Source organism: Kitasatospora sp. NPDC001660 (assembly GCF_053596725.1).
On record NZ_JBSFGU010000001.1, the window covers coordinates 263,921 to 277,012 of the forward strand.

General features: G+C 73.6%; 9 protein-coding genes. 3 read left to right on the forward strand and 6 right to left on the reverse strand.

Features of this window, described 5'->3' with window-relative positions; genetic code table 11:
* Positions 1 to 15 precede the first annotated feature (15 nt).
* From ACWCXH_RS01090 to ACWCXH_RS01100, 3 genes are all read right to left on the reverse strand, one after another.
* Positions 16 to 1,380, reverse strand: a complete 1,365-nt coding sequence (locus ACWCXH_RS01090) for a cytochrome P450 (RefSeq protein ID WP_449799192.1) — start codon at positions 1,378 to 1,380, stop codon at positions 16 to 18.
* 135 nt (positions 1,381 to 1,515) lie between these two features.
* A complete protein-coding gene (mctP, locus tag ACWCXH_RS01095) occupies positions 1,516 to 3,168 on the reverse strand; it encodes a monocarboxylate uptake permease MctP (RefSeq protein WP_449799193.1) in 1,653 nt (550 codons plus the stop codon).
* Positions 3,165 to 3,452: a DUF3311 domain-containing protein gene (locus tag ACWCXH_RS01100; RefSeq protein ID WP_449799194.1), complete on the reverse strand. Its 288-nt coding sequence runs from the start codon at positions 3,450 to 3,452 to the stop codon at positions 3,165 to 3,167. The genes mctP and ACWCXH_RS01100 overlap by 4 nt, the downstream gene beginning before the upstream one ends.
* Positions 3,453 to 3,630: 178 nt before the next feature.
* Here ACWCXH_RS01100 and ACWCXH_RS01105 point away from each other — a divergent pair, with 178 nt between their 5' ends.
* Positions 3,631 to 3,867, forward strand: coding sequence for a hypothetical protein (locus ACWCXH_RS01105; RefSeq protein WP_449799195.1), 237 nt, complete (start codon positions 3,631 to 3,633; stop codon positions 3,865 to 3,867).
* Between the two features lie 116 nt (positions 3,868 to 3,983).
* Here the strand turns inward: ACWCXH_RS01105 and ACWCXH_RS01110 are convergent, their stop codons facing one another.
* Positions 3,984 to 5,621 carry an AMP-binding protein gene (locus ACWCXH_RS01110; RefSeq protein ID WP_449799357.1) on the reverse strand — a complete coding sequence of 546 codons (1,638 nt, stop codon included), beginning with the start codon at positions 5,619 to 5,621 and terminating at the stop codon, positions 3,984 to 3,986.
* A 367-nt stretch (positions 5,622 to 5,988) separates the two neighbouring features.
* Here ACWCXH_RS01110 and ACWCXH_RS01115 point away from each other — a divergent pair, with 367 nt between their 5' ends.
* Complete coding sequence (locus ACWCXH_RS01115; RefSeq protein ID WP_449799196.1) at positions 5,989 to 8,850, forward strand: ATP-binding protein; 2,862 nt, start codon at positions 5,989 to 5,991, stop codon at positions 8,848 to 8,850.
* 6 nt (positions 8,851 to 8,856) lie between these two features.
* On the opposite strand, the gene ACWCXH_RS01120 is transcribed toward ACWCXH_RS01115, so the two are convergent.
* Positions 8,857 to 11,637, reverse strand: coding sequence for an ATP-binding protein (locus tag ACWCXH_RS01120; protein WP_449799197.1), 2,781 nt, complete (start codon positions 11,635 to 11,637; stop codon positions 8,857 to 8,859).
* A gap of 464 nt (positions 11,638 to 12,101) precedes the next feature.
* Between ACWCXH_RS01120 and ACWCXH_RS01125 the strand changes: the two genes are divergently transcribed.
* Positions 12,102 to 12,236 carry a sigma factor-like helix-turn-helix DNA-binding protein gene (locus ACWCXH_RS01125; RefSeq protein WP_449799358.1) on the forward strand — a complete coding sequence of 45 codons (135 nt, stop codon included), beginning with the start codon at positions 12,102 to 12,104 and terminating at the stop codon, positions 12,234 to 12,236.
* 117 nt (positions 12,237 to 12,353) lie between these two features.
* Here ACWCXH_RS01125 and ACWCXH_RS01130 read toward each other — a convergent pair whose 3' ends face one another.
* Positions 12,354 to 12,815 carry a DUF4231 domain-containing protein gene (locus tag ACWCXH_RS01130; protein ID WP_449799198.1) on the reverse strand — a complete coding sequence of 154 codons (462 nt, stop codon included), beginning with the start codon at positions 12,813 to 12,815 and terminating at the stop codon, positions 12,354 to 12,356.
* Positions 12,816 to 13,092 lie beyond the last annotated feature (277 nt).

Here is a 13,092-nt window from a genome sequence, read left to right on the forward strand (position 1 = left end):
CGCGCCCGCCCGCCGTCACCAGCGGTCGTGCACCCGTGGCCGCAGGGGCAGGGCGGGGAGTCGGCGAGGGGTGACGGCCAGCACGAGGCGGGCCGGCCGGACGACGCGGCCGACCAGCGGCCGCACCGGCTGGTCCGAGACCGGCCGGAACTGCCAGCCGGAGAGGAGGGTGGCCAGCGCGATGGTCATCCCTTGCCATGCGGACCCGGCGGCGACGCACCCGTGGTCGTCGGAACCGAACGGGATCAGCGCGCGCCGAGCGGCGGGGTCGTTGTACCGGTACGGGTCGAACCGGTCCGGTTCGAGGAACAGGCCGGGGTCGCGGTGCAGCGCGTACGGGCTGATCAGGACCTCATCACCGGGTGCCAGCCGCCGATCGCCGAGCAGCACCGGTTGGGACGCGCGGCGGAGCAGGAACGGGCGTGCGTAGCAGCGGAGTGCCTCGCCGACGACCTGCCTGGTGTACATCAGCGTGCTGAAGTCGGCGGCGGTGGGCGGCCTGTCGTCCAGGACCTCGGCGATCTCGGCGAGGATCCGCTGCTCGATGTCGGGCCGACGCGCCACCTGGTGCAGCGTCCAGGCCAGCAGGGCGGCCTGGGCCTCGGTTCCGGCCAGGACCAGGCCGATCAGCTCGTCGCCGATCTCGTCGTCCGTCAGGGCCGGGCGGCCGTGCTCGTCCTGGGAGGAGAGCAGCAGGGTCAGGGCGTCGGTGTGGTCCTGGGGAGAGTTTCGACGGTGGGCGAGCGCGTCGGCGAGGACGGCGCGGACGGGGGCGGGCGTCGACCGGAGCCGAGGCTCGGAGCAGGCGAGCCCGGGGATCTCGTCGAGCACGGCCGGGAGTACGTCGCCCAGGGCCTCGGCCAGGTCGTTCCCGGCCGGCCCCGTGACGAGGGACCGGGCCAGGGTGGCCAGTGCGAGGCGGGTCATCTCGTGGGGGATGTCCAGCGCGGACCCTGCGGTCCAGGAGCCGGCCACCTCTGCCGCCGCGTCGGCGGCGATCCGCGCGTGGTCATCGAGCCGGGACCAGTGGAACGCCGGCTCGACGACCCGGCGGCGGGCTGCCCGGACGGATGGCGGGGCGGTGCCGGGCCCGTGGCCGAGGGCCGGGCCCGGACTCCCGGGGAGCCATCCGACGTCGAACTTCGACGCCTCGTCGACCAGCACCTGCTCCACCAGATCCGGCGAGGTGACGAGGTGTACCTCCCGAGGCCCGAGGCGGACCGTGACGATCTCCTCGCCGGAGCGGAGGGCGGCCACGAAGCCGAGCGGATCCCGCAGGAGGTGCGGCCCGTCCCCGCCCCGCCGCGCTCCTGCGTGCGTGGCGGAGTGACGGGGGCACTCCTCGGTGTGCGAGGTGGGCTGTGCCGGTGTCGCCGACATGGTCTCTCTTTCGCTTTCGGATGTCGCCGACCGGCCTTACGGGTGACCGGGCACGGAAGTTCAGTCGCGCCCGGACCGCGTGGATGAGGGGGCGGCGCCTTGTGGGCGCCACCCCCTCGGGCCGACCGCAGGGTGTCAGTCGGCGACGGCCGCAGCCGGTGCCGGTGAGGGCGCCGGCGTCGGCTCGGGGTCCGCTGCTTCCGCCCGGTAGTCCTCCGGGCTGGTCTCGTCGGTGCCCTGCGGAGTGCGCAGGATCCGGAACAGCACAGTGAGCACGGCGGCGGCCAGAAGGTTGAGAGCCAGGGCGGTCAGGCCGAGGTAACCGGTCTGGCCGATCAGCGGGATCAGCGCGGTGCTGCCGCCGAAGTGCCTGGTGGCGGGGGTGGCGATGCCGTAGGCCTGCCAGGTGCCGTAGGCCATGCCCACGGCCCAGCCGGCCAGCAGCGCCCAGCGGTGGAACCAGCGCGTGAACAGGCCCACCGCGACGGCCGGCAGGGTCTGCAGGATCCACAGGCCGCCCAGCAGCTGCAAGTTGATCGCGACCTGCTTGTCCGTGCCCAGCACGAACGCCAGCGCGCCGAACTTGACCAGCAGCGAGACGAGTTTGGCGACCCGGGTCTCCTGCTGCGGGGTGGCGTCCGGCTTGAGGAGTTCCTTGTACACGTTGCGGGTGAAGAGGTTGGCCGCACCGATGGACATCACGGCCGCCGGGACGAGTGCGCCGATGCCGATGGCCGCGAAGGCCACGCCGGTGAACCAGCCGGGGAAGAGGGCGGCGAACAGCTGGGGGATGGCCAGCTGGGCGTTGTAGCCCTTCTCCCCCTTGCCGACGCCTGCGGCCACGGCCAGGAAGCCGAGCAGCGCGAGCAGGCCGAGCATCAGCGAGTAGGCGGGCAGCAGGGCCATGTTGCGCCGAACGGTCCGGCGGGACTTGGCAGCGAGCACGCCGGTGACGCTGTGCGGGTAGATGAACAGACCCAGCGCCGATCCCAACGCCAGTGTGGCGTAAGCCCATTGGGCCTTCGGTGCGGGAACGAGCGAGCCGACCGGCTGGTGGGTGGCGGGGTTGACGGCGCTGAACTTGGCAGCGGCCGCGTCGAAGATGTGCCCGTAGCCGCCCAGCCGCATCGGCAGGTAGACCACTGCGACGATGATGACGAGATAGACCAGGGTGTCCTTGACGAAGGCGATCAGCGCCGGGGCACGCAGGCCCGAGGAGTAGGTGTACGCGGCGAGCACCGCGAAGGCCAGCAGCAGCGGCAGGTCCTTCGTGAACCAGTTGCCGCTCGATCCGCCGCCGATTCCCAGCACCTCCAGCACGGCTTCCAGGCCCACGAGTTGGAGTGCGATGTAGGGCAGGGTGGCGAGGATGCCGGTCAGCGCCACGGCCAGGGTCAGCGCCCGGGAGCCGTAGCGCCCGCGTACGAAGTCGGCCGGGGTGACGTAGCCGTGCACGCGGGCCACCGACCACAGCCGCGGCAGCAGGAGGAACACCAGCGGGTAGACCACGGCGGCGTAGGGCACCGCGTAGAAGCCGGCCGACCCGGTGGCGTACACGGCCGCGGGCACGGCGATGAAGGTGTAGGCGGTGTAGACGTCACCGCCGAGCAGGAACCACGTCACCCAGGTGCCGAACGAGCGCCCGCCCAGCCCCCATTCCTGCAGGTCGAGCGCGTTCTCCGCGCGGCGCCACCGGGCGGCCAGGAACCCCATGACCGTCACCAGGGCGAGCAGCAGCAGGAAGACCGTGAGCGCCGGGGTGTTCACCCCGTCGGCGAGGGGCTTCATCGGGCGTCACCGCCGTGGAGGGCCGCGCGGTGCTTCTCGTCCCGGCTCAGCAGCACGTAAGCGGCGCAGGTGAACAGGGCCGAGAGCGGCACCCACGCGAGCTGGTACCAGTAGAAGAAAGGCACTCCGTCGAGCGCCGGTGTCGACTTGCTGTAGGAGGGCACCCACAGCAGCACGACCACGGGCACGGCCAGAGCGAGGCCGGCCAGTACCCGTTCCGGCGTCACCGCGGGCAGACTGCGCGGCACCTCTTCCCCGCTGGTCCGACGGACTTCCGATGACATCTGTGCAGCCTCCGCGTTCCTGATGGGCGATCCGGCCGGTCGGCCACTTCCGGCCGGCGCATGCCCACCCTTACGGCGTCGAGGCGGTCGAGGTTCACGGCTTTCGGCCGCGGACGACTACGCGGCCCGACCGAGCGCCCGCGCCCGGTTGCCGTCCGGCCGGTTGACGGAACGTCGAGTGAGGTGGCGGCTCAACTTCACCGAACCGGACGCCTCGGAGTCCGTGACCGGCCCGGGCTGCAAGGACGTCAGCCGTGGGGGCCAGGCGCTGTCCCTGGACCTCAACGGCGGCCCGGTCAAGGTCTGGACCGGCCCCGACTGCACCGGCACCTCCGCCGTGGTGACCAGCAGCGTCCCCGACCTCTCCAGGGTCGGCTTCGACAAGAAGATCGCCTCGATCCGTTTCGGCGGCTGACGGCATTCGGCCGTGGGCTCGTGACCGGCTCCTCGCCGCTGAACCGCTGCGCACGGTTCTCTCCTCCGCTCGGTTTCTCCCGGCGCAGCGCCTCACGTGCCGTAAGGCCGACAGGTTCAGGCCCGCAGCTCGGGGAACTGGTCGTCGCGCCACTCCTGCTCGTGCGCGGTGTCGTCCTGCTCGCGCTCGCGCAGCTCGACGCGGCGGATCTTGCCGGAGATGGTCTTGGGCAGCGGGTGGAACTCGACCCGGCGGACGCGGAGGTACGGCGGGAGGTGTTCGCGGGCGTGGCGCAGGATGGCCAGGGCGGTGTCACGGCCGGGCGCCCAGCCCGGGGCGAGGGCGATGTACGCCTTCGGGACGGCGAGCCGGATCGGGTCGGGCGCGGGGACGACGGCGGCCTCTGCCACCGCCGGGTGTTCGATGAGCACGCTCTCCAGCTCGAACGGCGAGACCTTGTAGTCGGAGGCCTTGAAGACGTCGTCGCTGCGGCCGATGTACGTGATGTACCCCTCGTCGTCGCGGACCGCGAGGTCGCCGGTGCGGTAGTACCCGCCGGCGGTGACCTCGGCGTTGCGGTCGGGGTCGCCGAGGTAGCCGGTCATCAGGTTGACGGGCTGCCGGGCAAGGTCGAGGCAGAGCTCGCCCTCGTCGCCCGGCTCGCCGGTGACGGGGTCGACGAGCAGGACGGGGACGCCGGGCAGCGGGCGGCCCATCGAGCCGGGCTTGAGCGGGGAGCCGGGCGTGTTGCCGACCAGCAGGGTGGTCTCGGTCTGCCCGAAGCCGTCGCGGATGGTCAGACCCCAGGCGCGCTCGATCCGGGCGATCACCTCGGGGTTGAGCGGCTCGCCGGCCGCGACCAGCTCGCGCAGCGCGCCCGGTCCGGCGGACAGGTCGGTCTGGATCAGCATCCGCCAGACGGTCGGCGGCGCGCAGAAGGTGGTGACCTCCGCCCGGCGCAGGTGCTCCAGCAGCCGGGCCGCGTCGAAGCGCGAGTAGTTGTGGACGAAGATCGTCGCCTCGGCGATCCACGGCGCGAAGAAGCAGCTCCAGGCGTGCTTGGCCCAGCCCGGGGAGCTGATGTTGAGGTGCACGTCGCCAGGTCGCAGGCCGATCCAGTACATGGTGGTCAGGTGGCCGACCGGGTAGGAGGTCTGGGTGTGCTCGACCAGCTTGGGGCGGCTGGTGGTGCCGGAGGTGAAGTAGACCAGCAGCGGGTCGTCCGGCGCGGTCACCGCCCGGAACGGCGCCGGGTCCTCGATCCGGTACGCGTCGGCGTACGACGCCCAGCCGGGTGCCGCCTCGCCGATCGCCATACGGGTCCAATCGCCTGGCACCGGAGCGAACTTGGCGGTGTCGGCGGTGTTGGCCAGCACGTGGCGGGCGCCGCCGCGCTCGATGCGGTCGGCAAGGTCGGCACCGCCCAGTGCGGTGGTGGTGGGCATGATCACCGCACCGAGCTTCATCACCGCGAGCATGCTCTCCCACAGCTCGACCTGGTTGCCCAGCATGAGCAGCACCCGGTCCCCCTGCCGCACGCCCTGCCCGGCCAGCCAGTGGGCGACCTGGTCGGAGCGTCGGGCCAGCTCGTCGAAGGTGTACTTCGCCTCGCTGCCGTCCTCCTCCACGATCCACAGCGCGGTCCGGTGGTTGCCCCGGGCAAGGACGTCGAACCAGTCGACCGCCCAGTTGAACCGTCCGTCGAACACCGGCCAGTGGAACTCCTCCAGCGCGGTCCGGTGGTCCCCGGTCATCCGTACCAGCACGTCCCGCGCTGAGCGGTACCGGCCGGTGGCGGAGTCCGCGGGGTCCGGTGAGTAGGTCGTCACGGCGATTCGCTCCTGAGAAGAGGGCAGCCGAGCCTCGGCCGGCTCGGCGTACGCCCCAGTCTTGACGTACCGCCGCGGCCCCCGGTTCATCCTCCCGCCGGTCGGGCCCGGGACCCGGGCGGCGACCGGGGTCTGCTCCGGCGGCGCACACGTAGTCCGTCGGGTTCGGCCCGATTACGTGTTTCCCCGGATGCCGGCCGGGTGCCGCTCATCCGAGGATGAGGGCCGGGAGCAGCGTGGACGGGTTCGGCCGGCCTCGCCGAGGCTCCGCCGTACCGCCGAGGAGTTCTGTTTGGACGCCGTTCTCACCCTGCCCACGATCGAGTCGGCACGCCGCGAGGGCGTGGCGCGCACGGCCCCGGCGTTGTTCGGCCGGGAGCGCGAAACGGCCGACCTGCGCAGGCGGGTGGCCCGGGCGCTGGCCGGTGCCGGTGGCGCCGTGCTCGTCACCGGTGAGGTCGGGGCCGGCGTGACCAGCCTGGTGTCGTCCTGTCTGGCCGAGCCGGCCCGGACGGGCGTGCCGGTCTGGCGCGGCGCGGCGGACGAGCTCGGGCGACGGTTGCCGCTGCTGCCCTTCCTGGAGTGTCGTACCGGGACCGGCCGGGCACTCTACCGCTCCAGCCCCGACCTGGCCGAGCTGACTCGCGCCGCCGGTGGCGCGGTGTCGCTCGCCGCCACCAGCGGCCTGCTGCTGGAGGCGGTCGAGGAGCAGTGTGCCCGGGGCCCGCTGGCACTGGTGATCGACGACGCCCAGTGGCTGGACGACGCTTCCGTCGCGCTCTGGCGCCGACTGGCGCGCGTCGCCGAGGACCTGCCGCTGCTGCTGGTGGCCGGGGTACGGCACGGGCTGTGGTCCCGGCCGGTCGAGTCGCTGGTCTCGGCCGCCCGACTGGCCGGCGACGCGATCGAGCTGGGACCGTTGCCGCCGCAGGCCGTCACGGCGCTGGCCGGCCACCGGCTGGGCGCGGCGGCCGGCGAGAGCCTGACCAGGCTGCTGGCGCAGGCCGGCGGCAACCCCGGCTACCTGCTGGAACTCCTCGACGTGCTGGACCGCCAGGGCGGGCTGCGCCGTGGCGGAGCGACGGTGGAGCTCGCCGAGGCCGGGGCGGTGCCTGCGTTCACCGAGCTGGCCGAGCTCCGGCTGGCCGAGCTGTCGCCGGGGGCGGCCATGGCCGTGCGGGAGGCGGCGCTGCTCGGGCGGCGGGCCCGGATGGCGGATCTCGCGGCGGTCACCGGGCAGTCCACGACCGAGCTGGTGGGCGCGGTGCGGGAGGCCGTGTCGGCGGGGCTGCTGGCCGGGTCCGAGGACGGTCTGGCCTTCCGGCACCCGATGCTGTGGCGCGGCATCCGGGAGAGTGTTCCGGACGTGCTGCGCTGGTCGATGCACGTGGAGACGGCGCGCCGGCTCGCCGAGTCCGGTGCCGAACCGGTGCGGGTCGCCGAACAGCTGGATCAGGCCGGGCCGGTGCTGGACGGCTGGGCGGTCGGCTGGGTTCGCCGGCATGCCTCCGTCCTGGTCGAGCAGGCCCCCGAGCTCGCCGTGCCGGTGCTGCGCGCGGCGGCGGGCGACGGGCACCTGGACGACCGGGCCAAGGTGCTGCAGGCCGCGCTCGCCCGGGCGATGCTCCGCACCCGCCGGTACGACCAGGCGCTGGAACTGGCCCGGAACATCGTCGCCTCGACGGCCGACCCGGTGCTGACGGCCGAGGTGGCGTGGGACCTCGCCCGCAGCCTGCACCTGGTCGGCGGCCACGTCGAGGCCGGCCGACTGTGCGAGGAGCAGCTCGCCAGGGACGGTGTGCCGGCTGTGTTGCGGGCGCGGCTGGCCGCCTGCCTGGTCTACTCGCTCGTGGTGCTCGGCGAGCCCGTCCAGGACCGGCTCGCCGACGCCGAGGCCACCGCCGACGCCCTGGTGCGCGCGTCCGGCGACCCGTGGGCCTCGGGCGGGCTGATGCTGTGCCGGGCCGTCGCGGCGCGGGCGGTGGGCGACGGCGAGCGGGCGCTCGCGCTGCTGTCGCAGGCCGACGACGTGCTGTCCGGTCCCGGGGACGGCCGGCCGGAGCTGCGCGCGGTGGTGCTCTCCGAACTCGCCGATCTGCTGGGCGAGTTGGACAGTCTGGTGCAGTCGGACGCCGCGCAGGCCCGGGCCAGGGCGTCGGCCGCGCAGTCGCGCACCCACGACTCCCGGTGGACGGCGGTCGCCGGATTCGCGCTGCACCTGCGCAATGGCGCCTGGGACCTCGCCGGGGGCGAACTCGCCGAACTGTGCCGCCCCGACGAGCCGCAGCCCATGCTGAGCGCGCACTGCGCATACGCCGTCCAGCAGGCGGTCTGCGCGCAGCCGGAGGCCGCGGCGGCGCAGCTGCGGCTGGCTCAGCAGGTGGCGGGGGCCCGGGCCGTCGGGCGTACCGCGACGCTGCTGCGGGCCGCCGAGGCGATCGCGGCCGAGCGGGCGGGTGACTCCGCCCGCGCCCTGCGGGCGTTGGAGGGGGAACTGTCCGCCGGACGCGCTTCGGGAGCGGCGTACCGGCTGGTCTGGTGTCCCCGGGCGGTGCGCTACGCGCTGGACTGCGGCCACCTCGAACTGGCCGAGCGGTTCGTCGGCTTCGCCCGGGACTCGGCGGCCGCACAGCCTCTTCCGCACCGGGTGTGGGTGCTGGCCTGGTGCGAGGCGCTGGTCGCGGCGGACGACGCGCGGCTGTGCGCGGTGGCCGAGTACTTCCGGTCCGCCGGGCGGCACACGCAGCTGGCCTGGGTGCTGGAGGACCTGGCCGCGGTCCGGGCGGCCACCGGGCAGACCGCGTCGGCCCGGCTGACCCTCGCCGAGGCCCTCCAGCTGTACCGGGACCTGGGCGCTGCGGCGGAGGCCCGCCGGGCCGAGCAGCGGTTGCGCGCGGCGGGCGTCGAGGCGGTGACCCGGCGCCGGACGGGCCGCAGGCGCGCGGCGGCCGGCTGGGAGGCGCTGACTCCGGCCGAGCTGACGGTGGCCCACCTGGCGGGCCGCGGCCTGTCCAATCCGCGGATCGCGGAACGGCTGGGCGTCTCCGCGCGGACGGTGCAGACCCACGTCTCCGGCATCCTGGGCAAACTCGGCGCCACCTCGCGGGTCGCCATCGCCCAGGAACTCGCGCGCCGGGAGGAATCCCCGGCCTGACGGGCACTACCAGCGGTCGGCCGGGTCCGCCGGGATGTGGTGCGGGATCTCGACCCGGGAGCGCAGCCGGAGTTTGGTGAGGATCCGCGAGACGTGGGTCTGCACCGTGCGCCGCGGCAGGTTGAGCTCCGCCGCGATGCCGGGGTTGGACATCGCCTGCGCGGCCATCCGGGCGATCCGTTGCTCGGTGGCGGTCAGCGACTCCCAGCCCCACTCGCGCCGGACGCTCGGGCCGTCCGCCCCGTACGGGACCCCGAGCCGGCGGCACTCGGCGGCGGCGCGGGCCGCCGTGTCCTCGGCCTGCCGGTGCTCGCCGGACGCGGTGAAGGTGCGCGCCGCGTCCTGCAGGGTCTGGGCGTGCTCCAGCGGACGCGCGGTGCGCTGGTAGTACGCGGCCACGTCCAGCAGGGCGACGGCGTCGCCCGCGAGCAGGGCCTCGCAGTGTGCGGCGGCCTGCTGCCAGTAGGCGATCGGAGCGCGCTCGGCCTCCGTACGGCAGACCCCGGCGGCGTGGGCGGCGGTGGTACGGTCTCCCGCGGCCAGCGCGAAGCGGACCAGGTACGGCAGCCAGTGGAAGCGCATCCCCTGCTGACGGATCCGCTCCGGGTCCAGGCACTCCAGCAGGGCTGCGGTCGCCCGGCTCCGATCGCCCGCCCGGTCCGCCGCCACCGCAGTGGCCAGCGCCAGCAACTGCCGGGTGTCGAAGTCGAACTCACCGGTCGGCCGGTCGGCGCAGAGGTCCAGGTGGCGCCGCAGCGCCGCGTCGTCGCCCCGGTGGGCCGCGATCGCGGCCAGCATCGCGTGCACCTCGAAGAGCAGCCAGTGCTCGGCCGTGTCCTGGTCGGCGAGATGGTCGATCTCCGCCGTCGCCTCGTCCCAGCGGCCCTGCTGGAAGCGGAGCTTCGCCAGGTCGACCGTGGTGGTGAGCGGGGTGACCCCGCCGCTGTGCTCGGTCGTCCGGCGCAGTGAGTCGACGGTGTCCTCGATGTCCGCGGCCCGGTCCAGGGTGCGGAGCGCGCGGAGCCGTCCCGACAGCGCGATGACCAGCGTGTAGCGCTCCGACGGGTCCCGGCGCAGCGCGTCGATGGCGTCCTCGATCCGTTGCAGCGCGAGGTGCGGGTCCACCGACTCCGCGAAGTACGCGCTGAACCAGTTGGCCAGGCCGACCGCGAACCAGGCCTCGCAGGACCGGCCGAGCTCGATCGCCCGGTCGAGGTGGCGCTGCGCCGCCTCGGGCCGTCCCAGGTGGTGCTCGATCGGTCCGCGCTGGGCGTGCAGGGTGGCGAGCCACCGCGGCGGGATGTCACCGCGCGCGAGGGCCTGCTCGATGACGTCGACCGACTCCGCGAGGCGCCCCGAAACGTGCAGGTGGATCGCCAGGTGGAAGCTGGCCTCGCCGACCGTGGCGGGGTCGGCGTCGGACGCCAGCAGTTGCCGGCAGAGCACCGACACCTGCTCGGGCCGGTGGACCCGGTGCAGGGCGTTCACCACCGCCAGGTACAGCCGGCCGTCCGGAGCCGCCGGGTCGAGCAGCGGCGAGAGCAGCTCGACGGCGACGGCGGGAGCCCGGTTGACCAGTGCCTCACTGTGCTCGTGCAGCCAGGTTCGCGACCAACTGCCTTGCGGCGCCCAGGAGTCCGACGAGGCGGCGGCCTTGGCCAGCTGCCGCAGCACGCGGTCGAGGGGGGCGTCCGCGGCTTCCAGCCGCTCGGCGGCCCTGGTGTGCAGGGACGCCCTGAGCGCGAGCGGGATGTCCTCGTACAGCCGCTCCTGGAGCAGCGGGTTGCGGAACGCGGTCGTGCCGCCGTGGAGGCCGATCAGTCCGAGCGCCTGTGCGCCGGTGAACCTCGGAGCCAGCTCCCGGGCCGAGCCGTCCAGGACGGCCAGCGCCTCGTCGGTGCCGAACTCCGGTCCGAGCACGCTGAGGGTCTGCAGGAACTCGTGGTCCTCGGGGCCGAGATGGCTGATGCGGTTGCGGACCGCTCCGGCCAGCGTGGCACCGACCAGCTCGGCGGCGAGGTCGACCGCCCGGCTGCCGTCCGCGGCGGGCCGCAGGAGGCCCTCGCGTCCGACGTGGCCGAGGAACTCGACGGCGCACAGCGGGCTGCCGCCCGTGCCCGTCAGCAGCTGGGTCAGCCTCGGGCCGGGGGGCGCGCCGAGGTGGTGCTCGGCGAGCGCGGTCAACGCGGCGGCGTCCAGCAGGCCGAGGCGCAGCAGCGGGCCCTGGCGCCGGGTGTGGCCGCGGCGCAGGGCCTCGACGGCGGCGCCGACCGTCCGGCTGCGCACCGCCCCGACCAGCAGCAGCGGCAGTTGGTCGGCGTGCCGGGCGAGCCGCTGCCACCAGACGGCGGTGGCGTCGTCCACCCACTGGAGGTCGTCGATGAAGAGCAGCACCGGGTGTTCTCCGCAGGCCGTCTCGACCAGGCCCAGCAGACGCTCGATCAGGGCCGGGATGGCGTCCTGGTTCGCCCCCGCGCCGGTCCGCAGCAGCCGGCGGATCTCCGCGCGGGCGGCGTCCTCGCCATGGCGGTGGACGCCCAGCGCGTCGAGCACGGGCAGCAGCGGGAACTCGCCGGCGGCCTCGTCGCAGCAGCCGCGTACGACGGCGAAGCCGGCCGCGAGCGCGTGCGCCTCCAGTGCCTGGACGAGGGTGGTCTTGCCGCTCCCGGGCTCGCCCTCGATCAGCACCGCCTCGCCGTACCCCCGGCGGGCCTGCGTCAGCAACTCCGCGAGCCGAGCCAGCTCCGCGTCACGTCCGAACAGCGACGCGGAGGGGGATTCCGTCATGGTCTTCCGCATGCTGGCCGCTGTCCTGCCCCGTCTGTTCGCCCTTGACCTGGAAAGAGAGCCGTTCAACCGATTGTCAGACTCACGCGAGGAGGGTACTGGATTCCGGACGGACGGCCCCGGGCCGGTGGCGCGAGCGAGGTGGCGAGACTGTGGCGCGGATCACGCTGGACCGGACGCCCGGCCCGTCCGTAAGGCGGGGGGACGTCGAATGGGAGGCGGCGCGGCCGGGTGCTCCCACCGCTGCCCCGGAGGATTGTCAGGCTGATGAAGCATGCTCAGGAGCGGCTGGTGCGCGAGTTGTACGCGCGGCACGCCGCTGCGGCGTATCCGCAGGCCCTCAGGCTCACGGACGGTGACCGGGAGCGGGCCGGTTCGCTGCTCCGGGCCGCCCTGATGGGCGCCCTGCGCCGCCCGGTCGCTCCGGCCGGTGCCGACATCGGCGGCCGGCCGGCCGACGAGAGATCTACTTCAACCACCGCTCGCTCGCCGAGACCGCCGAACTGCTCGACACCCCCGAAGGAACCGTCAAGTCCCGCTGCTTCTACGCCATCCGCGCGCTGCGCCTGGCGCTCCAGGAGCACGGCCTGGCGCTCTGACCCGGACTCGGCCACCGCCGTCAGCGGGCGCCGCGCCCCTGACAGCGAACCTCAACCCTCGACCACGCGACAGTGGTTGGACCCTGGCGCCGATCGCTGACGCAGAGCGCGAATGACTCACTGACTCCCGGAGGAGATGACAGGCCCGCGCCGCTCCCGGAGCCAGCCGTCACTCAGGTCCGCCCAGACACCCTGGTACTGGTCGAAGAGAGACTGGAGCCGAGCGTGGGTGAGATCGGCGGCGGACGTTGAGGCGATGAGGTGCTCCAGCTCATCAGCGAGACGATGGAACCGGTACTGCGTCTCCTCCATCAACACCCAGCGCGACCTCCAGTTGAAGAACGACTCGACGGCCCCCAGCAGTGTGACCACTGCCACCAGCGCGAAGGCCAGACCGGCCCAGAAGTTCAGGCTCTGCAGACCGAGGATGATCGTCGAGGTGGCGGACAGCGAGAGCGTCAGCACCTTCAACGCCGAGGAGGCCAGCCGAAAACGCTTCTTCCTCCTTCGGGCGTACGCGTTTCCCTGCCGCATCTTCTCCAGGAGGCGACCAGCAGCCTCCACCGGATCCAGCCCCACCTCCACAGCTCCCCCAGATCCCATTCCGCCCCCATCACTTCCGGCGTACGACGCCTCCTGCGACTCCCGTCCGTAGGGTCTCACACCCCAGGACTGCGCCGCGGACGGCAACGCTCGACTCCCCGTACCCCGGGTCCGGACCCGGGGTACGGACCCGGTCGGTGACCGGCTCCGGCTCCGAAGGGTGCACCGGGGCACGGGAAGTCAGCGCGAAGTCGCCGGGAAGTCAGTGGGAGATCAACGGCCTTGGAGGAACCTGACGTTGCCACCGAAGGTC